The sequence below is a fragment of the Niastella populi genome, assembly GCF_002078015.1.
GTDB classification, from domain to species: Bacteria; Bacteroidota; Bacteroidia; order Chitinophagales; family Chitinophagaceae; genus Niastella; species Niastella populi.
In genome coordinates, this window is the sequence record NZ_LWBP01000002.1 from 107,495 (window position 1) to 130,912 (window position 23,418).

Here is a 23,418-nt window from a genome sequence, read left to right on the forward strand (position 1 = left end):
TTTACACTTGCAATGTTTGTAAAAGTTTTTGCAATTGTTTGCGGGCCTCGCTCAGGTGCCATTTGCTGGTGCCTTCACTAATACCCAATAGGTTAGCTATTTCTCTGTGATTATATCCTTCAACTACATACAGGTTAAACACCGTTTGGGTAGCCGGTGATAATTTCTGTACGAGTAATAAAACTTCATGGGAAGACATTCGTTGTATTGCATCTGCATCGATGGCTGGCTCATCTACTTTCTCCAGTTCAATATGCGTATGAAACTTGCTGCGTTGCCTTACAAAATCAATGGCTGAATTAATAACAATGGTTCTAACCCAGGTATACAAAGATGCCCGGCCCATATCATACATATGAATGTTCTTGAAAACCTTCAAAAAGCCATTATGCAATACTTCAATTGCATCTTCCTGGTTACGGGTGTATCGCAGACAAATGGATGCCATAGGTCCGTAGAACTTCTTATACAAGCGTTCCTGGGCCTTGCGGTTGTTATTTATACAACCGGTTATGAGTTCTATATCAGTAGCATTGGTGGACAATCAAGCCTGTTATTTGGTTGTTCTTTTCCCGTTTTTATACCCGGTAATACTCATGGAAAGCAGTCTTTTTAACCCATGCAGTTGACGAACAGGTACATAACGCATTAGCTTTTCTATAAACTTGTTCCAACAGGTATCCTGTTAAACCTGAATCCTACTTTGAATGCAAAATTGCTCTTTAGTTTAACGGCCAATTGCCAGTTGCTGATAATAATACGGGGTATGATGCCTCTACGGTTGGGGAAGATCAGAGAAAATTTAAAAACTTTGTTAATACCGGTTCCTGATACCGGTCAGGAAGCTTTCAACACTCCGGCGGATGATACCTGCGCTGCCTGTGTGATTATTGATGAGAACCGAGAAGAGCAGCAGCTTGTTCTTTTTAGTGTACAAATATCCGCTCAACGCTACAACGCCCGACAGGGTACCGGTTTTAGCAAATATATAATTACTATCCTGTTTGTACAAATTGCCCAGTGTTCCCCTGCCCCCGGTGGGCAAAATCACCTGCAGCCTTTTCATTCCGAATTCCCGCTGCATTTTCTGCAAAAGTGCCACAAAGTCGTTGGGAGTAAACAAATTATAACGGCTTAACCCACTGCCATCAACCCAACGCGGCTTTTGCGGCAGATCGCGGAGATCGGTTTTCAGTAGCGTGTCGATCAACTTTCCGTCATTCATTTCACCCAGTTTCACCTGGCTCACCATCATCAGTGATTGTTCAGCATAAAAATTATCACTGCGGTACATCATGGATTGCAAAAGCGAATCGGTGGGCTGCGAATAAATGGTGGTGAAGCGGCCCGGCGTTTTTAAGGGTTCGGGCAAATATGTGATCTGTTTGCCAATTGTATCGGGCAGTAACTCAAGGGCTGATTGAATGCCATGGGTAATAAACGGAACATCCTGTTCTTTTTTCTTTTCCTTACCCTCGGTGATCATAAATACGTTTTCATCGCGGTTCCGCTGTACAAAAAACGCCTTACGCATTATACCTGCATTGAAACGTACTTTCCAGTTTATTTCAGGAATAGAATAAACAGAAGGTGTTTGATCTTCCTGGGCCTCATTGCTAACCCCCTCCGCTATTTCCTGTACCCAATGGATCATATTGCCATATACGGGCAACGCGCTGCGCTCGGCCATGTAGTTTTCGTTATAATCATTCCACGACCAGCCGGCGCCAAGGGCGGTCTCTTTCCAATTGCCATCAGTTATATAAACCGGCTTTTTTGTTCTTTGCAGAAAATCGATGACCGGGTTCTTTTTAAAATCGGTATGAAGCAGGCTGGGGTCGCCGGTAGCCATCAGGTATACCGCCGTATCGTTTTCCCAATATTTAATACCTGGTAAACTATCGCCCAGGTATTTTAAAGCGGCATAACAACTGAACAGTTTGGTATTGGAAGCCGGTACGAAATACTTTTTGGCGTTATGACTGTAGAGATATTTATTGGCTGACGGATCGAACACACTGATACCAACGTGTGCATGCTGCACGGTTGAATCCTGAAAAAGAACGGCACTGGCCGATTTGTTTATCTGGCGTTGGGTTGAACAGGAAAAAAGCAGAAAGCTAAAAGCAAATAACAAAAAGCTTTTGAATACAGGATTATTGGTAATAGATGGGTAATTGACCGGTAAGCTGCTTCTGTTGTTCATGCTGAAATTTAAAGATTATTATGACAGGCAGTAGCAATTGGCATTTATCTTTTCTCATAACGGGCAGCAAACCGTTATAATTGCGTGAAGCTGCAGGCGCGCCGCACAATCATCCTTTTACAATTAACGCAGGCCTGCAAACAACGGCGAAGTATCGGGTATATATTCCATTGGCAAATCAGCGCATCAGCAAATCAGCACATTAGCTTATTCGCGTTCCTGCGCACGCAGCCATCTTTCAGGGATCTCATTACTGCTTGCCAGCAGGTAATCCTTATACGAACAGGCAATATATTTTTTATCGGGCAACTGCATCCACCAGCGGCCGGTTTTTTTGCTTTGCAGAAAAACGGTCTCGATTTCGGCAAAGGCCATATGAAATTCGTTAAATGAATCCTTTTCCTCCAGTTTGGCTTCGCGCAAACTGCGGTTATAACCATCAACCAGGTACCATAACATATGGCTGATCTGTTTGGCGGTAAGATCGTCCCTGTCGCGGTTAGGTGTATAGCCATAAACACCAACCGTATTGATGGTTGGACTCAACCCTGCAAACTGCATCAGTACACAGGCCTCCTCTCCGGTTAGTCCGTTTGGCGTAACCTGGCTGGCCGGCGCATAGGCATTGGCAATAGCGGTTATATCGAAGCTGAACATGTGCGAATTGCGGATCACCGGTTCCATTTCTTCAATAGCTTCTTTAACATGCCCAACCCTGAAACAGTCGAAACGTAATTTATCCATCGTTTCAAGCATATGCGGGTGCACATAGTAGCTCTGAAACGCAATATGATTATAATGTTTTATGAAGTTGGGTTCGCCGGTAAGCATTTCCATCAGGAAATTTTCCGACCGGTGGCGCGATTCCATACTGAGGTCTATAAGCGAATCGACACAGGTAGCTTCAACAATATATTTCCGGCTTGTATAACAATGATATTGGGCCAGGGTAAGATCGTGCGACCCACCCAGCACCACAACCGTTTTGCCGGCATCCGTCAGTTCGGCCAGCACCGTTTTCAGCGCCGCATAGGTATCGTTCAGGCCGGCGCCAATGATAATATTGCCAATATCAACCAGGTTAACCTCTGAATGCCATTGGTATAATGAATAGAACTGGCGGCGAATGGCATCAGGCGCGGAAATGCCCGACTGTACCTGTCCGCTCCCCCTGGTTTCATTGCAACCCACCAAAACAATATCGGCGCCCCGCAGATCGGGCACCTCCTCATCTTCATACACTACGATCTTTTTGCCGATCTGACCATCTTTGTACCCTTCATCATCCGAAATCATGTACCGGTTTACCGGTTGCAAAAAATCTCCGATATATAATGTATCCGACATAGGGGTGCAAGATAGTTGATATGTTGAAAAGTTAACAGGTTGACAAGGCCCTCAATTCCAACCCTCCAACTAATTTTTTATCCCTGGCCTTATCAAGGATTTATTAGTTAACCGAATTTTTTCAGGGAAGGCCGCGGTAAAGACTTGTCAACTTGTGAACCTGTTAACTTTTCAACTTATTCTTATCTTTGCCGCATGGACGAATTGTTGCAACAAATAGCCGCGTACAGGCAGGAGATCGAGAACCAGCCAGCCAATGGCGCTGATTCACTGGAAGCTTACCGTATTAAATTCCTGGGAACAAAGGGTATCGTTAAGAACCTTTTTACCGAAATGAGGAACGTTCCGGCCGATAAAAAGAAAGAATTCGGGTTAATCCTGAACGACTTCAAACAACTGGCCGAGGCCAAATACGAGAACTGGAAACAGCAACTGGAAGGCACCGGCACAACCACCGTCGCCGCTATTGATGTAACCCTGCCCGGCGATGCGTTGCCCCTGGGTACCCGTCATCCTATCAACCTGTTTTTAAATCATGTGATCAGCATTTTCAACCGCCTCGGCTTTTCGGTAGCCGAAGGGCCTGAAATTGAAGACGACTGGCACAACTTTACTGCATTGAACCTGCCCGAACATCACCCGGCCCGCGATATGCAGGATACATTTTACATACAGCAAAACCCCGACTGGCTGCTGCGTACCCATACCAGCAACACCCAGATCAGGGCAATGGAAAAAGAACAGTTGCCTATCCGCATCATCTGCCCCGGCCGCGTATATCGCAATGAAACCATCAGCGCCCGCAGCCATTGCTTCTTTCACCAGATAGAAGGTTTGTATATCGATGAGAACGTTTCCTTTGCCGACCTGAAACAAACCCTGTACTTTTTTGTGCAGGAAATGTATGGCAAAGATGTGAAGGTGCGGTTCCGCCCCTCTTATTTCCCATTCACCGAGCCCAGCGCCGAAATGGACATCAGCTGCCAGTTATGCCATGGCGAAGGTTGCGCCGTTTGTAAACGTACCGGCTGGCTCGAAATACTGGGTTGCGGTATGGTGCACCCGAAAGTGCTTGAAAACTGTAATATCGACCCCGAAAAATACAGCGGTTTTGCGTTTGGGATGGGTATTGAACGGCCCGCCCTGCTCAAATACGGCATCAACGACATTCGCCTGTTCAGCGAAAATGATGTGAGGTTCCTGCGGCAGTTTACAAGCGCCACTTAGCCGGTTTGTGGTTTATGGTTTGTGGTTGCTTTCAATTCGGCCCTTCCGACATTATTCAATAACCAAAAACCGCGACAATCCATACACGATTGCCGGCTCACGATTCACCATTATGGTTCAAACTATTTGCGTTTGCGGTGCAGGAACAATGGGCAGTGGCATTGCCCAGGCTGCATCCCAGCATAACTTTCATGTTATTCTGTACGATGTAAGTACCGACATGCTCGGAAAAGCCAAAACGGCTATGCAAAACAACCTGCAAACGCTGGTACAGAAAAACAAGATGACCGCTGAGGACAGTTCGGCCATCCTCAGCCGTATTCAGTTTGTATCTGACATCAACTATTGCCTGGCCGACATGGTCATTGAAGCCATTGTGGAAAAACCCGAAGCTAAAGTGGGGTTGTTTAATCAAATGGCCGAAGTAAACCATAGCGACACGATCTTTGCAACCAATACCTCCTCTTTATCGGTTACCGAAATAGCCAAAAAAGTAAGGCGCCCGCAGCGGGTTGCGGGTATGCATTTTTTTAACCCGGCCACCATCATGAAGCTGGTAGAAGTAGTGGCCACCCCGCTCACCGATGAACAAACCATTGAAGCCATTGTACAAACCGCCCGGCAAATGGATAAAACGCCGGTTCTGTGCCAGGATGCGCCGGGTTTTATCGTAAATCACGTTGCCCGCCCTTACTATCTCGAAGCCCTGAAACTGGCAGAACAGGGAGTAACCGATTTTCAGACCATCGATACGCTGCTCGAAGCATCGGGTTTTAAAATGGGCCCTTTCCGCCTTATGGACCTCATTGGCAATGACATCAATTATGCCGTAAGCTGCCAGGTGTATGAAGCCCTTGGCAAACCCGGCAGGCTGCAACCATCTCCCATTCAGAAAGAAAAAGTAGAAACGGGACAACTGGGCCGAAAAACCGGTAAAGGCTATTACAATTATTGAACGATCGGTTCTTTCAGGCACATAAATTAATTTGACACATGCATTACGTGTTTATACTGACACGTTTTGTGTGAGAAAGGTTATCTTCGTGCCCTGTTAATTATTGCACTTGTTTACCAAAATACTCGTTACAGGCGGTTCGGGCTTTATAGGCGCTTACATCATTAAGGAACTGGTGGAAAAAGGCTATGCTGTACGGGCACTCCGGCACAGTAACAACGCGCCGTTCTTTATTCCTGCGCACATTAACGATAAAGTTGAATGGGTGCAGGGCGATGTATTGGATGTGGTATCGCTCGATGAGGCAATGGATGGAGTAGATGCGGTAATTCACTCCGCCGCAAAAGTTTCCTTCAACGACAATGACGTAAGATCACTTTACAAGATCAATATAGATGGCACGGCTAACGTTGTGAACATAGCGCTCGAGAATAATATCAGGCGTTTTGTGCACATCAGTTCCGTAGCAGCCATAGGCCGCACGGTTACAGGAGAAACGATAACGGAAGATAAAAAATGGCAGCCCGGAAAACAACATACAAACTACGCGCTCAGCAAGTACCATGCTGAATTACATGTTTGGCGTGGCGCCGCCGAAGGTTTGGATGTGGTGATAGTGAACCCAAGCACCGTTATAGGATATGGCGACTGGAGCACATCGAGCTGCGCTATCTTCAAAAGTGTGTACAAAGAATTCCCCTGGTACACTAAAGGAATAAACGGGTTTGTAGCGGTAACGGATGTAGCCAGGGCCGTTGTGCTGTTGATGGAAAGCGAGCACTCGCACGAACGGTTTATTGTTAACGGTGATAACTGGACGTTTCAACAACTATTCAATACCATCGCCGATGGCTTTGGTAAAAAACACCCCCAAAAAGAAGCAACTCCATTCATGGGCAGTATTGCCTGGCGAATGGAAAAGTTGAAATCGATGCTTTCAGGCAAAAGGCCGTTACTCACCCGCGAAAGCGCCCGTGTAGCCCAAAGCGTAACCTATTTCGATAACAGTAAACTCCTGAAAGCCCTGCCCGGGTTTTCTTTTACTCCCCTCGAAAAAGCCATTCAAAAGAACTGCGAACAATACCTTGCCAATATGCAACCGCTATAACTGGCAAAAAACTTGTTATACATGCGTGGCCCGATGATATGTTAAAAAATTTAACCCTGAACCGGTCATCGAAAGCCTTCCGGCCAATACTTTCAGCGCTGGCAAAACGTTTTAAAAGGACCAGACCTGGCCGTATATGAAGAATTTGCTAATATTCATGCATTTTAATTACTGATATTACATTTGTGTGGTACAGGGTTTTGCCATAAATCTGTATCCATCTTTTGAAAAATAAATATTCAAGATGAAAAATTTAATGATCCTGTTGTTATCCGTTACCGTATGTTTTGCACTTAAGGCACAGGAAAAATCATTTTCAGTATTGGGAAAAGTACTCGACGCAGAAACGAAACTACCATTGGCAGGCGCCTCGGCCTACTGCCAAAACACTACACAGGGAACCGTTTCGAACAACCAGGGATTGTTTTATATGAACCTGCCCAACGGGGGATACGATATGGTGGTTACTTATACAGGTTATGAAAAGAAAGTGATGCGCATAAGCAACAACCAACCCAAAGTTGATACCATGATGATAGAGCTGGGAAAGGAAAACAAATCCTTGTCTGAAGTAGCCGTAGTGGCCAGCACGGAAGACCCCGAAGGCCTTACCAAATATGGAAAATTCTTTTCGGAAAACTTTATAGGCAAAACCAATGGCGCAGACCAGGTTGCCATCCAAAACCCCGAGGTATTGAAGTTTTACTACTCCAAAAAAAGGAACCGGTTAAAGATCATGGCCAAAGAAGACCTCATTATTAACAATTATTCGTTGGGCTATAAGATCAGGTACCAGCTCGATTCATTCAGCTATGATTATGGCAGCAATATCACTCAATACACAGGCTCTCCCCTGTTCCAGGAAATGGACAGCACCGAAGAAGTAAAAACCCAGTGGATAAAGAACCGTGCGCGAACTTATTTGGGTTCACGCCTGCACTTTATGCGTTCATTTTATGACAGCAGCCTGTCACAACAGGGATTTATAATAGAAAAGCTCAACGACGACGCCCAAAGCGTAAAAAGCACATTTATAACCAACCCGTATAATGAAGAGGAATATCTGTCAGATAGCGGTAATGTAGAAGTGACCTGGAGCGGGCGTTACCGCATAAGCTATGGAAATGTTAAACCCGATAAACAATTTCTTGAAGACTATAAGTTACCCGCCAATACCCGTTTCCAGATAACGGTGCTCGATGTGGCCGACGGTTTTGTAATTGAAAAGAACGGGTACTTCTATGAACAATACGATGTTATAAACTCAGGTTATTGGGCCTGGAAAAAGCTGGCCGAACTGCTTCCATACGATTACGAATATCGATAATTGATATCTACCAACATGTAACCGGCAGGGATAAGTTAGAATTCCTGCCGGTTTTTTATTTATATGCCTGTTAGGCGTTATAAATCTTTGCGGATTTTTAACTATCCGCCTCAAACCTTTTTTATACCTTCAAACCGAATTCAGAAAAGCAGGTAATTGTAATTATCGCGCTATGAGAATAACCATTCGCTTATGGGGACCCTTGCCATCATAGCAGATCGACTCTCTATGACCTTCAAACGTTTTATCGGCACATTCATACTTATAACCGGTTTACTAACTGTTGGCACATCTTATGCCCAGGAATATAACTTTATTCATTATGATGTAAAAGATGGGCTGGCTGGCTCTACGGTGTATGATCTTTGCCAGGATAAAGACGGTTTTATCTGGTTTGCAACGGAAGCCGGCATCAGCCGGTTCGATGGTACCCGATTCAAAAACTTTACAACAACCGATGGCCTTCCTGAAACGGAAATATTGAAACTTTTCTCAGATTCAAAAGGAAGGATCTGGATGGCCCCCTTTAAAAACAATATCTGTTATTATTACCGGGGCAAAATATACAACCAGGAAAACGACCCGATTTTAAAGAAGATAGTCCTGTCGTCAGTTGTAACCAACATTCAGGAAAGCGAAGAACATCATATCGCTTTGAAAACGGATGTTGACATTACCATTATCGAACCCGATACGGTAATAAAAATCGGAAGAAACCGGTTTGAGCTTAATCAACTTTTTATACGACCCGGTCCGTTTGGCAAAGGTTTTCAAATAAACATCAATGATTCATGTTTTATAATGGCCGGCAGGTCTATGAAAAATGTGCCCTGCTCTACCGTCGGCGGGTCGCTTCATTTTAACGAACGCCTGCATAAGGTCAGGAGCACATTAAAAATAACCGCTGAAGATTTTACACCAGGCATCGACAATTTATTATTCTCGAACACCTACGACGGGTCGTGGATGGTTGATACCACCACATTTGACCGTTATGAAGAACGGTTCCTTAAAGGAAAGCAAATAAGCCATGCCTTCGTAGATAAAGAAAAGAACATCTGGTTCGCCACCCTCGGCGGGGGCGTATATAAACTGGCATCCAGGGAATTCAAAACCTTTTATTTCAAAAAGAATATAACATCGGAGATCTTTTCACTGGAAAAGATAAATGATAAAATATATGCAGGCACCGGGTTCGGCCGGGTATATATCTGGAACGGTTCCACATTCGATACCCTCAATGCGAATAAAGAATTTGAGAAATCGATCAATTATAATTCCACGAACAGGGTCGTTTGTTTAAAAAAAATACAGGACGGCAGCCTGTTAATGGGCTCCGATGGGCTGCTCGTTAAAAATACACCTGCCGGAAAGATTTTCACGCCCCGGCTGTATGCAATAAAATCGTTTGATGAGTTGGAAAACGGCCTGCTGGTAGTAGGCACTGCAAGACGAACGATGCTTGTTGAGCCACGGTATCTGGTTGTACAGGATACCGTCTGGCCTTACCGTTCAACCGGTGTATGCTTCTATAATAACTCCTATTATATAGGCACAGTTAACGGTTTATATATTGTAACTAAAGATAAAAAGGTGCGTTTTTTAGGGGATGACTATCCCCCTTTACGTCAACGCATCAGCTATTTCGCCAAATCGCCCGATGGACGTTTATGGATCGCCACTTATGGCGCAGGTGTCATTTGCATGAAAGACGATAAAGTGATCAACAACATAACCACGCGGGAAGGCATTTCAAGCAATATATGCCGAACCCTCTTCGTAAATAATAATTACCTGTGGGTGGGCACCGATAAGGGCCTTAATAAAGTAAACATCAGCCAAACCCCATACCCCGTTACTATTTATAGTACGTCAGACGGATTACCTTCTGATATTATCAATACGCTGTATGTAGATGGTACTACCATTTATGTAGGTTCGCCGGCCGGGCTTACCTATTTCGATGAAACCAAAGTAACCAACTACTCAAAATGCAACCTCCGCATTCTCGATATTTCAATAGGCAACAAATCACAGCCACTGCAGGAGAGTTACCGGATACACTACCGGGAAAACAGCCTGAAAATATCGTTTACCGGTATTTCTTTCAACTCGGGAGGCAATGTATCGTACCGTTACCGCCTAAAAGGCTTAACCAATATATGGGATTCAACCGGTCAAAATGTGCTGGAATACCCTTCCATTCCTCCCGGCAATTATGAATTTGAATTAATAGCGGTAAACAAAAAGGGAATTATCAGCAATCCGGCAAAGATCTCCTTTATGGTAGAGGCGCCGTTCTGGCAAACCCTGCCTTTTCAGGTATCGATCATTGCAGTTGCCATACTCATTACCTGGATCCTGGTTGCCTGGCGTTTTAGTATCCTGCGAAAAAAAGAACAGGAGCGGTCGTCTATACAGCAAAAATTAAATGAACTGGAGCAAATGGCCTTACGGGCGCAAATGAATCCGCATTTTATCTTCAACTGCCTGAATAGTATACAAAATTTTATAATAACAAACGATCTTGAAGCTACCAACTGGTACCTGACAGAGTTTGCCCATCTTATCAGGCAAACGCTCGATAACAGTGAAAAAAGTACCATATCCATCACCAATGAAATAAAGTACCTGAAAAGGTACCTCGAACTGGAGATGATGCGTTTTGGCCATTCTTTCGAATACAATATTGAAGCTGACCCGGAATTGGATTGCGATGTGGTTAGCATACCCACCATGATCTTACAGCCATACATTGAAAACAGCATTCGCCACGGCATCAGGTACAAAGAGAACGGCGGTGGCCGCATAGATATAAAATTTCAAAAAAGTGAAGGCGGATTTATATGCATTATACAGGACAATGGCATCGGTAGAAAAAAAGCCAATGAATTTAAATCCAGGGTACGGGTAGAATATCAGTCAAAAGGCATGTCGCTGACAGCCGAAAGGATAAACATTTTAAACCGCCAGTTAATTGAACCCATAACCATTGAAATAAACGATCTCATCAATGAAAATGAAAAGGCACTCGGTACAAGAATTATTATACGTTTTCCCTATTCCATTAACTTAAAACCTGTGAAAAAATGATACGCACTATAATAATCGATGACGAGCCTAACAATATAGAAGCGCTGAAACAGCTTTTGCTGAAGTATTGTCCGCTTATAGAACTTTCAGGCGTTGCCGAAAACATTCGCACCGGCCAGGCACTTATTCTTGATTCCCAGCCCGACCTGGTTTTCCTTGATATTGAAATGCCATTTGGCAATGCTTTCGAATTATTGAATAACCTGTCGCCGGTTAACTTTGAAATAATCTTTGTTACGGCTTTCGACAATTACGCCATCAACGCCATTAAATATTCAGCGTTGGATTATTTATTAAAACCGGTAAATATTAAAGAGCTGCAGCATGCAGTTCAAAAAGCAGCCGAACGTATTAAAACAAAAAATATTACCAGAAAGATCGATACGTTATTGTACAATTTGTCGGTAAGCAAACCTGTTTTGCAAAAAGTGGCGCTTCCCACCCTCGACGGGTTGGTTTTCGTAAACATCAATGAACTGGTTTGGCTTGAAGCGAGAGGAAGTTATACGTTTGTGTATATGCAGGACCAGCAGAAAATAATGGTGTCGCGTACATTGAAGGAATTTGAAGACATTCTGCCCTTTGAAACCTTTTCCCGGGTACACCAATCGTATATTATCAACCATTACTTTATAAAAAAATACAACCGGGGAAGGGGCGGAACGATTGAGATGGAAGATGGCACAACCATCGAAGTTTCTATGCGTAAGAAAGATGAGTTTCTTTCTAAGTTCAGGTAATACCGGAAAAATATGAATGAAGAGTAAACAGGCTGACAGGTTCACAAGTCATTTTTGTTGCTTAATCTTGTCAACATTTCAACCTGTTTACATTTCAACTTACTTTATTTAAGTGATTTTATCTTTTCCCAGATCTCGGGAATCCGTTTTACCCATACCAGTTCCCGCTTTTTAACCGATGCATCTTCAACCGGTGTACCGAAATAAATTTTACCACCTTCAAGGGTGCCGCCCACGCCACTTTGCGCCAGTACTACCGCATTATCGCCAATGGTAAGGGTTTTTGAAACTCCCACCTGCCCCCATAATATAACGCCATTACCAAGCGTAGTAGCGCCGGCAATGCCAACCTGGGCTGCCAACAAACAATTTGCACCTAATACGGTATCGTGTCCTATATGTACCATATTGTCGAGTTTACTGCCCCGTCCTATCCGGGTATCATGCGAAACCCCGCGATCGATGGTACAACCGGCGCCGATCTCTACATCACTTTCAATAACAACCCTGCCGCAGCTTTCCATTTTCTTATACCATACTTCCCTGTCCTTTTTGGTATTGTAATAAAAAGCATCTGACCCTATAACCGTACCGGCCTGAACAATTACGTTGTCGCCAAGGATGCAATGATCGAGTATGGTAACATTGGGAGCGATAAAACAATTCTTTCCTATGGTTACCTCATGTCCGATATAAACGTTAGGCGCTATATAAGTGCCCTCGCCGATAGTGGCCGAATCGCTGATGGGTTTATCGGCAGGTTTGAAAGGCCGGAAATGACGGGCAATTGTTTGATAAGCTTCAAATGGTTTATCAACTATCAGCAATGCTTTTCCTTCGGGACAATCGGTTTTCTGATTTATGATGATAAAGGTGGCTGCAGAATGAAGGCACTTGTCGTAATACTTGGGATGATCAACGAATACCAGGTCGCCAGGCTCTACTTTATGTATTTCATTAATGCCTGTTGCTATTCCTTCTGTATTGCCTGTAAGCTCAGCGCCTATCAGATTGGCTATCCATTTTACCGAAACGGGAGCAGGAAATTTCATATCCGTTAAGTTTTCGCAAAAGTAACGCACGACAGGCACTCTGATGGAGTAATTATCCAGGTCAGTTTCATGTTTTCTGATATATTACCGTACAGGGTAACGACAAGCATCGTGATTTTTCTATGATAACATGGCGCTATTACTTAAAAGCGATGATCACCTTGGCGTCATCAACCTGTTATATCATCAAAAGCTGGTTTTATGGACATTATTTAACCGGTTCGATGATCTTTTTGCCAAAAAATAAATGATCGCTGCCGGCTTCATCAATGGATTTTATTACTGTGATACATGCACAGATTTCCTGTTCGCTTAACTTGTATAGAACTATACCTTTGATTATAGATAAACTGTAGCATAACGTACAATCCGCTGCCATTGCATGTTTCAGCTGATGATATAAAACGCGACAAACATGTTGAAATGATAAAAAGGATATAAAAACATGTTCAACATTGCACTTAACGATGAATTAAGGCTTCGCTTTTCCCCATAACATAAAAAAAATGTGAATAAAATTTATTAGAAATTTTTTTTAGATAGAAAAAATTATTTTTAATATTGTGGAGGGAAATTTATTTCCCGGTACTTACTAACCCATCCACATAATGAATCTCCCGGCTCACCGGGAGATTTTCTTTTGTATGCATCGCTATTTTATCATCTACAAACCATACCAGGTATTATCGCAGTTTACTTCCCAGGAAGGTAAACAAACATTGAAAGCTCACTTCAATGTGCCTTCAGATGTATATCCTGTTGGCCGGTTAGATTATGACAGTGAAGGATTACTGCTTCTTACCAATGATGCATCTCTCAATCATCGTTTACTAAACCCATCTTTTGCACACGAACGGGAATACTGGGTACAGGTTGATGGCGACATTTCCGAAAACGCGATCCGGGAACTGCAAAGAGGCGTTTCAATTACGATCAACGGTTCAAAATACAGAACGAAGCCATGCAAGGCAACGCGTTTCCCCAACACACCGGAAGTTCCGGAACGCAATCCACCTGTTCGCTTTCGTAAAGAGATACCCACTGCCTGGATCAAAATGATTTTAACCGAAGGTAAGAACAGGCAGGTTCGAAAAATGACCGCTCAATCGGGGTTCCCTACCCTTCGTTTGATAAGGTACCGGATCGGTGGCATTACTTTAGATGGATTATTACCCGGGGATATGCGTGAAATGAATAAAAATGACATCTATACCCGATTATTCGGGTAACGTTATAGGTTTATTTCCCCCAATTCATGGTATGGGGCGCATAACTCCCCAAATACCTGCTTTTATACCCCTATTCTTATACTTTACGCGCCGAACGTTCTGACTTATACTGCAACTTATTCATTACCTTGCTAAAAAAAGGTACGTTATGTTGAAATCAATGACCGGCTTTGGAAGAAGTGAACAGACCGTGGGAGATAAAACCTTCCTGGTTGACATAAAATCACTGAATGGAAAACAATTTGAACTATCGTTGAAGATCCCGGCTTTTATAAAGCCCTTTGAGTTCGACATACGATCGTTGTTATCTAAAAAGCTGGGCAGGGGAACCATTGATTGTACCATAAGCCTTAAAGAAAGCGGCGCCGCCAAGCCGGTAAGCATCAATACCGATCTTGCAAAAGCCTATTACCAACCTATTGCCGAACTGTCGAAGGCGTTGGACCTCGACCCTTCCCATATCTTAAGCACCCTCATTAAACTACCGGAAGTGATAACCCCTACCGGTGAAACATTAACCGACGATGAGTGGGCGCAATTTCAGCGAGTGATAGAAGCCGCTATGGAAAACCTCACTACCCACCGGCTCGAGGAAGGAAAAATTATGGAAAACGACCTGTTATTACGCATTAGCAATATTCAAAAACAACAGGATATAATTGCCACCCTGGAACCTTTGCGCAAACAAAAGATCAGGGAAGGCTTAACCAAGGTACTGGAAGAAAATGTGGGTAAAGAAAACTACGATCCTAACCGCCTTGAGCAGGAGCTTATTTACTATATCGAAAAAATAGATCTCAGTGAAGAGCAGGTACGTTTAAAATCGCATTGCGAATACTTCAAGGCCATATTGAACGAACCCGAGGAAGGAAAAGGTAAAAAACTTTCTTTCGTATTACAGGAAATTGGCCGTGAGATCAATACAACAGGCGCTAAAGCATATGATTCATCCATTCAAAAATGCGTAGTGCTGATGAAGGATGAACTGGAAAAAGCCAAAGAACAGGTTTTAAACGTATTGTAAAGGCACCGGCACCAGGGTTCACAGACATGCACGATGAACCCTGGCCCATACCTTGCTTCTTTTACCTCGATCCCTATCTTTGTAAAAAATTTCGCTTGAAAAAAGGTATCCTTAATTATATTTCTTTCTTTGTACTTCTTACTTCGTACCTCGTTCTTCCTTCCTGTGGTACCGTAGATGTTTTTGAAAAGAACGCCACCATTCCCAAACAGGTTTGGAAAAGCAGCTTTAAGCCCGAGATCACTTTCACCATAGCTCCCAATGATACGGCCAGGTATAACATTTTTATCGTTATCAGGCATACCGATGCCTACCGGTATAAGAATATCTGGCTAAACGTTCAAACCGAATCGCCTGGCGGCGTGGTTAACAACCAACCCCTGAATCTGCAACTGGCAACCGATAACAAAGGGTGGCTGGGCAGCGGTATGGATGATATATTCGAGCACCGTATCCTCATTACCAATCCGCATGATCCGCAACGGTTAAGTCCGGGAGTGTATCGCTTTAAACTGGAAAACATTATGCGTGAAGACCCCCTGAAACATGTGATGAACGTTGGTATCCGCCTTGAAAAAGCACCATAGGCTCTTATCTGTTGACCAATGGATGTATTTACTAAAAAACGGCTTCAGGTGGCCAGTATCACATACTGGCTGTTGCTGGCCTACATAGTGGTAGCGCTGGTATGGTGGTTTATTGCCCTTCAACGGCAAAACCACCAGATGGCAAACTACAAGATCAGTGAACTGAAAATGGATGACCCCGCCTTCCAGTCGAAATACATGGAGATAGTCGATGAAAAGCGGCGGCACGACTTCCGCAACATTGGCGAGGGCAGCATTTTCCTGGTAGTGATATTGATAGCATCCATATTTGTTTACCAGGCCGTACGGCGGCAGATCCGGCTACAGCACCAGCAGGAAAACTTTATGATGGCCATAACGCATGAGTTAAAAACGCCTATCGCTATTGCCAAACTTAACCTCGAAACCCTGCTGAAGTATTCCCTCTCAGAAGAAAAAAAGCAAAAGATGCTTCAGGCAACCCTGCAGGAAACAAACCGGCTGAATACCCTGGCCAGTAATATTCTGGTATCATCTCAACTAGAGGGCGGCCGCTACCGTACAGCCAAAGAAGAACTCGACCTGTCTGATCTCATAAAAACAGCGATCAACGATTTTAAGAACAGGTTTCCCGAACGCCTCTGGCAATGTGACATTGAGCCTGAAATAGACATTAACGGTGATCCTTTACTGTTACAAATACTGGTGAATAATTTAATTGAAAATGCCATCAAATATTCACCCAAAGAGAGCCTTATAACCTGTAAACTGTTCCAAAAGAATAAAACCGTTCAGTTCCAGGTGATAGATGAAGGCCCCGGCATACCCGAAGATGAGAAGAAAAGGATATTTGAAAAGTTCTACCGCATCGGCAATGAAACCACCCGCACGGCCAAAGGCACCGGTTTGGGCCTTTACCTTTGTAAAAAGATTGTAGAAGATCACAATGGGCATATCAGGGTGGCTGATAATTTGAATAGAGGAAGTAATTTTATGGTAAGTTTTACCGTAAAACATACCCATGAGCAATAAACCATCGATATTACTGGTTGAAGACGAAGAAAACCTGCACGAAGCACTCAAACTGAATCTTGAGCTCGAAGGGTATGAGATCACTTCCGCATTTACCGGCAGCGAGGCAATGCAAAAGATCCAAAGCGAATACTTCGATCTCATCATACTCGATGTTATGCTTCCCGATGTAGACGGCATTAGCATAACCGAAACCATCCGCGTTCAAAACAACCAGGTGCCTATTTTAATTCTTAGCGCAAAAAATACCAGCTCCGACCGGGTATTGGGTCTTAAAAAAGGAGCAGACGACTATCTTACCAAACCCTTCAACCTGGAAGAACTGTTGCTGCGGGTTCAAAAACTGATCGAAAAGAACAAAAAGATGCAGGACAAGGATTCAGTGGGCGAAACCTATGAGTTTGGCGGTCATACAATTGATTTCAATGCCCAGGAAGCGGTAACGAAAGAAGGACAACGCATTCAGCTCAGTAAAAAAGAGGCAATGTTGTTGAAGTTGCTATTTGAAAACAAGAATGATGTAGTGCCGCGGGAAAAAATTCTGCAAACAGTATGGGGATACAACGTTTATCCAACCACCCGCACCATCGACAACTTCATATTGAACTTTCGTAAATATTTCGAGCACGACAGCCGCAATCCCCGGTATTTTCATTCAGTACGTGGCGTAGGTTATAAATACACCGAGTAAAAGCCTTAGCTTCTTGTCTCAATTAATTCTGTCAATAACCTTTCCGATTTACCGATCAATGTTTCCATGTTGCTTACCGACCGACCGGGAGTATACAACGCCCATTCACATTCATCCAGTATCGCAATAAAATTATGGATGGTTTCAGCCGGGATATTCTTTTCAGCCAGCAGGCGGGTAATATGAAATTTATTCAATTTTGAAGGCAATACATTCCATTTATCGCCAACCACTTTCCACAACGCCTGTTCAATTTCATGATAAAAGACGGTTGCCTGCCGGTGTTGAATGGCAAGCCCTGCCTTTGCCAGCAATTCAGTGGCTATTTTTTGCGGTGAAGGCGTTTCCTGAACCGGTACAGGAACCGAAACCTTTGCAGCCGATCTCTTTTTCGCCTTTTTCAAAGAGATCACCTGATATACTATGCTGCCAATAATTACCAGCACTATGCAGGCAAACCAATAATATTTCGGCTGAATGCCGGTTCCCTGCCTGGCAACCGCATCGGTTTCCACATTTTCTTTTTTAACAGCCGGCAAAACATGCAGGGTAATGGAGTCATTTTTTGCCTTTTTGTATTTCTGTTCATCAGGGTCGAAATACGAAAAGTTAATGGCCGGGATCACATAATCGCCGGTATCCGGTGCGGCAAATGAATATTCAAATGTTTTGGAACCGCTTAAAGGAAAATTATATTTATTAAAATTTTCCCTAACAAAAGGTTCGGCCGTATCAACCCCCTTTGGCCATTTTATGGGCGGCGGTGTTATCAACGACAGGTTGCCCCTACCGCTGATAGTTACCTGTATTTTAACCAGATCGCCCTTATGAATATCGGTGGCCGGCACTTTAACGTTAATTATAAACTGGCCCACAGCTCCGGCAAAATCATCGGGCTGATTGGCTGTTGGTAAAGGTTTTACGGTAATGGTATGCGGCTCGGTACGTAAAATAGTGCGGTGATTGATAGCCGAAGGAAACATTGGCGTGGCGCTCCTGTTTGATAACCCGCCTGAAGCTTTTTTACCCGACGGTTCATCGGTTTTAATAAAATGGATCACACTTTCAATTTCGGCCGGGTCAAGCGTATATTTTCCTTCCTGTAACGGGAATAACTGAACTTTCCGCACCAGGTTCGTATAATAGGACCGGCCATTCAACTTTTCAATTTCAGGTTTTCCATCATATGCATCTACCATTTCCATAACACTAAAACCGGTTAGGGAAGGCCGCTTCACTACCTGCGAATTCGCATTCAATCTTGAATACGCCTTGTACACAACCATCAGGGGTTCGCCAACAAAACAGGTATTCTTGCTGGTTTCAACCCGCAGGAACAGGTTCTTTTCTATTTTCTCGCGGATATTATCACCGGGGTATAATATTGATTCCTCCTCTGTATCAATATCATCGGGATCGATGTTATTCATACCCGGTATGCCCGACACAACCGCAATACCGGCTGTATTGGAACGAATTTGTTTTCCATTGACGACTGCAGTTGCGGCAGGAATGGTAAACCGCCCTTTTTTCCGGGCGATCAGCACCACAATTTTCGAATAGGAATCGGGCCGCTGACCATATGTTACGGGATTGTAATCAAAAGTTTCAGCAACCTGGAAATCTTTAAAACGGGGAATTTTGAACTGGCGAATATTACTGGCGCCTTCAATGATATACTGCACCTGAAACGTTTGCCGCACAGAAATAGTAGATTCACTAACCAGTGCATAAAATCTTACCTGTGCATGTAACGACCCGGTAAACAGGCATAAGAACAGCCCTGTTAAAATAATATGTATATTTTTCCTGATGCTTTACTTATTTATATGGTTCACATATTATCTCCCCCTGACAAATATAAATTTTGACGGTTTAGGCCGGTAATAATGTTAGCGTTAAAGGTGCGTTAAACCAATACACAATGACAATTGGCAATAGGCAGGGATGTACGGACAGTGTATACAACTATTTTACTGCCCAATGCTGAGTTTACAGATCCCCCAGTTGCGGGCGAAGTATAATTTCTTCAACGCAGGCCTGGGGAGATAAATGCGCGGCGGTAAAGATCATGCGGGCAATATCGTCAGCTTCCATAATTCGCTTGGGATCTACACCGCTTCCCTCCCATGAATCGGTGTAGGCGGCCCCCGGATAAACAGCAGTTACTTTTATACCATGGGGTTTCATCTCCTCACGCAGGTTGGTTGAAAAACCGGCCAGGGCATATTTACTAATGCTGTACGCACCCCCATTTGCATAAGCCTTAAAAGAGGCAATGGAGCACATGTTGAAAATATGGCCGCTTTTCTGCGCTATCATATGACCGATCACCGACCGGGTTACATGGTAAGCGCTGTACAAATTCACCGCCATCATATGTTCCAGCGTTCCATCGGGTTCATTATAAACACTTCCCGGGTCGAACAGCCCTGCATTATTTACCAGAACATCTATTGAAACCTGCAAACCAAGTACCCATTTACCAAACGCCTGCGCTTCTTCTTTTACAGACAGATCAAATGCTTTGGCTTTTACCGATATGCCGTCGTAAGCCGTCATGATCTCCTGTACCGCATTGTACAATGCCACTTCGTTCCTGGAAGTAAGGATCAGATCGTGTCCGTTCTGTGCAAATAAATGAGCAATGGCTTTGCCCAATCCCCGCGATGCGCCGGTAATTACAACATTCATAAATGCAAATTAAATACAAAACCGGTGTGGGCAAAGCATTATTAGCTGGTATATAGGCAATTTCAGACCTATACTCGGTCAGAAGGCAGGCATCAGCACCGTAACAGGCTATTTTCGTAACTTGCGGAATGAAGTACCGGCACATCTTTTTTGACCTCGATCATACTTTATGGGATTTTGAAACCAATAGCATTCAGACACTTCAGGAACTTTTTCATGCCTATAACCTGGAATCAAGAGGCGTTCACAGCTTTGAACTTTTTTACAAAAATTACCTGCTGCACAATGAAAAGTTATGGGATCGCTTCAGAAAGGGATTTATCAAAATTGACGAACTGCGCTGGAAACGTATGTGGCTTACCCTTCTCGATTTTAAGATCGGCGATCAAACCCTGGCACTCGACATGGCAAAACGTTTTCTCGATCTGCTGCCCACCCGCAAAACATTATTTCCCCATACAGTTGAAATATTGAGCTACTTAACCAACAAGGGATACCAGCTTCACCTCATCACTAACGGGTTCGAACAGGTACAACACATGAAATTAAAATATGCGGGTATCGATAGTTATTTTATTGAGGTAATCACTTCCGAAGGCAGCAGTTACATTAAACCCAATAAGGAGATCTTTGAATATGCCTTTCAAAAAACAAAGGCATTGCCTGCAGAAAGCATTATGATAGGCGATAATGTTGAAGTAGATATTCAGGGCGCTATCAATGCCGGCATTGACCAGGTCTACATGAACCATCTGAACATTGCACCAGTCATTCAACCCACCTACACCGTTTATTCATTGAAAGAGCTGGAAAATATTTTTTAAGCATTACAAAAAAGGCGGGCCTGCAACCGCAGACCCGCCTTCTATTAAAGTTATAACCTTATACTATAATCCTGCCAGCACGGTAACACCACCTTGTACCACTTCGTTCAGTTTCACACTCACTTTCGCATCCAGCGGCAACAATACATCTACCCGGCTGCCGAACTTAATAAACCCCATTTCGGCGCATTGCTCAACTTTTTGTCCAACACTCAGGTAGTTCACAATTCTTTTGGCCAGGGCGCCGGCAATTTGTTTTACCAGAATCTCCGCTTTCGGATGCCTGATCACCACAGAGTGACGTTCATTTTCAGTAGATGACTTGGGATGCCATGCCACCAGGTATTTTCCTTTATGGTATTGATTGTACACTACTTCGCCCGTAACCGGAGTACGGTTCTGGTGCACGTTTGCCGGGCTCATAAAAATAGAAACCTGCAGTCTTTTATCTTTAAAATATTCTTCGTCGTACACTTCTTCAATTACAACCACTTTTCCATCGGCAGGAGCAATAACCAGGTTGCTGCCCAGCATCAGCTTACGGCGGGGTACCCTGAAGAAAGAAATAATGAACAACAACAATATCAGCGTAGCTATAAAGATCAGCCAGCTTAACCAGGCCATATGAAAACTAAGGAAATTAAAAGATGCCACGTTAATAACAGCAAACAGGATAGCGCTGATCAATATACTTTTATAGCCTTCTTTATGAATGGTCATTTAAAAATTTTAAGGGGTTAAAATTACAAAATAGTATTGCATCACGATATTCTTTATTTGGCGGCTTTGACAACCCCATATTTATTCCATTGCCTGTTGGCAAATTCAAGAAATGCATCGGGCGCTTCATCAAACTTTTCCATATTCTTATCGCCACCCAGCTTTTGGGATCCTTTTACTATAGAGGTGGTTCCGGTTATCATATACAGGTCCTTGCCCTCATAAAACACCAGTTTCTTTTCGTCAGGCGCCTTTTCAAGCCGGCAACCCTTAACCAATGCAAATCCCACTTCGGCTATTCCATCGGCATCGAGGTCGGTTACGGTAAGGGAATTGCTGAAAAAATCGCACCGTACATCAAAAGCGCAATCATCAACTACTTCGCTTATTTTCCAGATCTCTTTAAACGTATTGTCGGTGGTTTTTATAAAATGATAGGCAAATAGTTTTGCCCCCCGCGTGGCATCGTACACACTTGCCCAGTAAACGCCGGTTTGGGTAAGTATTACAATGTTCTCACCCCGGTTATCTTTCCATCTTTTGCCTTCTTTGATCTGGCCTTTGTACAATTTCTTATTGATCATGCTTGACTTGAATTCCAGCATGGGTACCGTTGTTTCATTGGGTGATGCGGTACAGCTTAATAATGAAGTTAAAAGGATAATGATCAGTAGTTGGAATTTCATTTTAGTGCCAGTTGAATATATAACCAAACGAACGGAATTGCTAACAGTAATGAATCGAACCGGTCTAAAAACCCACCATGGCCTGGCATAATATGGCCGCTGTCTTTTACATCGGCAACACGTTTCAATTTACTTTCCAGCAGGTCACCCACTGTTCCAACAACCGCTGCAATTGCGGCAATGGCGATCCAGTGCATTACATGATATCCGTTAGCCGGGGCTGTAAAATATCCCAATAACGCTATAACCACAATACAAAGTATTGCTCCGCCTACAGTTCCTTCCCATGTTTTTTTGGGTGAGATCTTTGAAAAAGGTGTTTTGCCGATCAGTGAGCCAACGATATATGCCATGGTATCATTGATCCAGATAGAACATATTAGCCCAATGGGTATCACTTTACCCCAGCTATCGGGCGATAGCGATAAACTGTCTTTTATCGGAGGAATGAATGAACTGCGCAGGCTCATCATCAGGCCCCAGGCCACGGAAATATAAAGCAGGCCCAACGCCGAGTAGGCGATATTTTTTGGCTTTATTTCCCGGGCGAATAACAATTCCACTATCGGTAAAATAAAAAAGAACAATAACCCCAGCCACCAGCCTATTTCATGCAAATGCATACCAAACAGTGCGATCTGGTCGCCGGTAAAATAAAGCATGATGCACCAGCCTGCCAGTTTCACACCATACTTATGAAACGGAGTAATAGTGTTATAGTCAGGATCGATTAACCCGATCAGTTTCTGGTATTCAGTCCAGCAGCCAAAATGAATTATACTGAACAATATAAAAAAGCTCCAGTGGCTCCATAGCAGTCCCGTAAGCATAACTACTACAAATACCACGGCGGTAAGCGATCTGGTTTTAAATGTCTGTACATTGAGCGCCATAGAC

General features: G+C 43.6%; 21 protein-coding genes. 12 read left to right on the forward strand and 9 right to left on the reverse strand.

Going from position 1 to position 23,418, the window contains the following annotated elements; all coding sequences use genetic code 11:
* Window position 1: 1 nt before the first annotated feature.
* The 3 genes from A4R26_RS02825 to A4R26_RS02835 form a co-directional block, all read right to left on the reverse strand.
* Window positions 2-544: an RNA polymerase sigma factor gene (locus A4R26_RS02825; protein ID WP_081159866.1), complete on the reverse strand. Its 543-nt coding sequence runs from the start codon at window positions 542-544 to the stop codon at window positions 2-4.
* Between the two features lie 270 nt (window positions 545-814).
* On the reverse strand, window positions 815-2,206 hold the full coding sequence (gene dacB / locus A4R26_RS02830; protein ID WP_081159870.1) for a D-alanyl-D-alanine carboxypeptidase/D-alanyl-D-alanine endopeptidase: 1,392 nt from the start codon (window positions 2,204-2,206) through the stop codon (window positions 815-817).
* A 207-nt stretch (window positions 2,207-2,413) separates the two neighbouring features.
* Window positions 2,414-3,553 (reverse strand): formimidoylglutamase, encoded by a 1,140-nt coding sequence (locus A4R26_RS02835; RefSeq protein WP_081159875.1) that lies wholly within the window; start codon window positions 3,551-3,553, stop codon window positions 2,414-2,416.
* A 195-nt stretch (window positions 3,554-3,748) separates the two neighbouring features.
* On the opposite strand from A4R26_RS02835, the gene pheS reads away from it, so the two are divergent.
* From pheS to A4R26_RS02865, 6 genes are all read left to right on the forward strand, one after another.
* Window positions 3,749-4,780, forward strand: coding sequence for a phenylalanine--tRNA ligase subunit alpha (gene pheS, locus A4R26_RS02840; RefSeq protein WP_081159880.1), 1,032 nt, complete (start codon window positions 3,749-3,751; stop codon window positions 4,778-4,780).
* Between the two features lie 112 nt (window positions 4,781-4,892).
* Window positions 4,893-5,735, forward strand: coding sequence for a 3-hydroxyacyl-CoA dehydrogenase family protein (locus A4R26_RS02845; protein WP_081159885.1), 843 nt, complete (start codon window positions 4,893-4,895; stop codon window positions 5,733-5,735).
* A 109-nt stretch (window positions 5,736-5,844) separates the two neighbouring features.
* Entirely contained in the window at window positions 5,845-6,843 is a 999-nt protein-coding gene (locus A4R26_RS02850; protein WP_081159888.1) for an SDR family NAD(P)-dependent oxidoreductase, read from the forward strand.
* 244 nt (window positions 6,844-7,087) lie between these two features.
* The gene (locus tag A4R26_RS02855) at window positions 7,088-8,170 is read left to right on the forward strand and encodes a carboxypeptidase-like regulatory domain-containing protein (RefSeq protein WP_081159892.1); all 1,083 of its coding nucleotides are present in this window, start codon (window positions 7,088-7,090) and stop codon (window positions 8,168-8,170) included.
* Window positions 8,171-8,362: 192 nt separating this feature from the next.
* Window positions 8,363-11,263, forward strand: coding sequence for a sensor histidine kinase (locus tag A4R26_RS02860; RefSeq protein WP_081159897.1), 2,901 nt, complete (start codon window positions 8,363-8,365; stop codon window positions 11,261-11,263).
* Window positions 11,260-12,003: a LytR/AlgR family response regulator transcription factor gene (locus A4R26_RS02865; protein ID WP_081159902.1), complete on the forward strand. Its 744-nt coding sequence runs from the start codon at window positions 11,260-11,262 to the stop codon at window positions 12,001-12,003. The genes A4R26_RS02860 and A4R26_RS02865 overlap by 4 nt, the downstream gene beginning before the upstream one ends.
* A gap of 104 nt (window positions 12,004-12,107) precedes the next feature.
* On the opposite strand, the gene A4R26_RS02870 is transcribed toward A4R26_RS02865, so the two are convergent.
* Window positions 12,108-13,055, reverse strand: a complete 948-nt coding sequence (locus tag A4R26_RS02870) for a UDP-3-O-(3-hydroxymyristoyl)glucosamine N-acyltransferase (RefSeq protein ID WP_081159906.1) — start codon at window positions 13,053-13,055, stop codon at window positions 12,108-12,110.
* 608 nt (window positions 13,056-13,663) lie between these two features.
* On the opposite strand from A4R26_RS02870, the gene A4R26_RS02875 reads away from it, so the two are divergent.
* The 5 genes from A4R26_RS02875 (at window position 13,664) to A4R26_RS02895 (ending at window position 17,597) form a co-directional block, all read left to right on the forward strand.
* The gene (locus A4R26_RS02875; protein WP_242674801.1) at window positions 13,664-14,284 is read left to right on the forward strand and encodes a pseudouridine synthase; all 621 of its coding nucleotides are present in this window, start codon (window positions 13,664-13,666) and stop codon (window positions 14,282-14,284) included.
* A gap of 148 nt (window positions 14,285-14,432) precedes the next feature.
* Window positions 14,433-15,308, forward strand: coding sequence for a YicC/YloC family endoribonuclease (locus tag A4R26_RS02880; protein WP_081159915.1), 876 nt, complete (start codon window positions 14,433-14,435; stop codon window positions 15,306-15,308).
* A 95-nt stretch (window positions 15,309-15,403) separates the two neighbouring features.
* Window positions 15,404-15,895, forward strand: coding sequence for a gliding motility lipoprotein GldH (locus A4R26_RS02885; protein WP_165760125.1), 492 nt, complete (start codon window positions 15,404-15,406; stop codon window positions 15,893-15,895).
* A 48-nt stretch (window positions 15,896-15,943) separates the two neighbouring features.
* On the forward strand, window positions 15,944-16,906 hold the full coding sequence (locus A4R26_RS02890; RefSeq protein WP_242674802.1) for a sensor histidine kinase: 963 nt from the start codon (window positions 15,944-15,946) through the stop codon (window positions 16,904-16,906).
* A complete protein-coding gene (locus tag A4R26_RS02895) occupies window positions 16,896-17,597 on the forward strand; it encodes a response regulator transcription factor (protein WP_081159928.1) in 702 nt (233 codons plus the stop codon). The genes A4R26_RS02890 and A4R26_RS02895 overlap by 11 nt, the downstream gene beginning before the upstream one ends.
* Before the next feature lie 5 nt (window positions 17,598-17,602).
* Here A4R26_RS02895 and A4R26_RS02900 read toward each other — a convergent pair whose 3' ends face one another.
* Together A4R26_RS02900 and A4R26_RS02905 are read right to left on the reverse strand one after the other, a co-directional pair.
* Entirely contained in the window at window positions 17,603-19,411 is a 1,809-nt protein-coding gene (locus A4R26_RS02900) for a BatD family protein (protein ID WP_081159933.1), read from the reverse strand.
* Window positions 19,412-19,589: 178 nt separating this feature from the next.
* Entirely contained in the window at window positions 19,590-20,291 is a 702-nt protein-coding gene (locus tag A4R26_RS02905) for an SDR family oxidoreductase (RefSeq protein ID WP_081159938.1), read from the reverse strand.
* 128 nt (window positions 20,292-20,419) lie between these two features.
* On the opposite strand from A4R26_RS02905, the gene A4R26_RS02910 reads away from it, so the two are divergent.
* The gene (locus A4R26_RS02910; RefSeq protein ID WP_081159943.1) at window positions 20,420-21,115 is read left to right on the forward strand and encodes a YjjG family noncanonical pyrimidine nucleotidase; all 696 of its coding nucleotides are present in this window, start codon (window positions 20,420-20,422) and stop codon (window positions 21,113-21,115) included.
* Window positions 21,116-21,178: 63 nt separating this feature from the next.
* On the opposite strand, the gene A4R26_RS02915 is transcribed toward A4R26_RS02910, so the two are convergent.
* From A4R26_RS02915 to A4R26_RS02925, 3 genes are read right to left on the reverse strand one after another with little or no spacing between them, the layout of a single operon-like run.
* Window positions 21,179-21,835: a phosphatidylserine decarboxylase family protein gene (locus A4R26_RS02915; RefSeq protein ID WP_081159948.1), complete on the reverse strand. Its 657-nt coding sequence runs from the start codon at window positions 21,833-21,835 to the stop codon at window positions 21,179-21,181.
* 53 nt (window positions 21,836-21,888) lie between these two features.
* Window positions 21,889-22,521: a M949_RS01915 family surface polysaccharide biosynthesis protein gene (locus tag A4R26_RS02920; RefSeq protein ID WP_081159953.1), complete on the reverse strand. Its 633-nt coding sequence runs from the start codon at window positions 22,519-22,521 to the stop codon at window positions 21,889-21,891.
* A complete protein-coding gene (locus tag A4R26_RS02925) occupies window positions 22,518-23,414 on the reverse strand; it encodes a phosphatidate cytidylyltransferase (protein WP_081159959.1) in 897 nt (298 codons plus the stop codon). The genes A4R26_RS02920 and A4R26_RS02925 overlap by 4 nt, the downstream gene beginning before the upstream one ends.
* Between the last annotated feature and the right edge of the window lie 4 nt (window positions 23,415-23,418).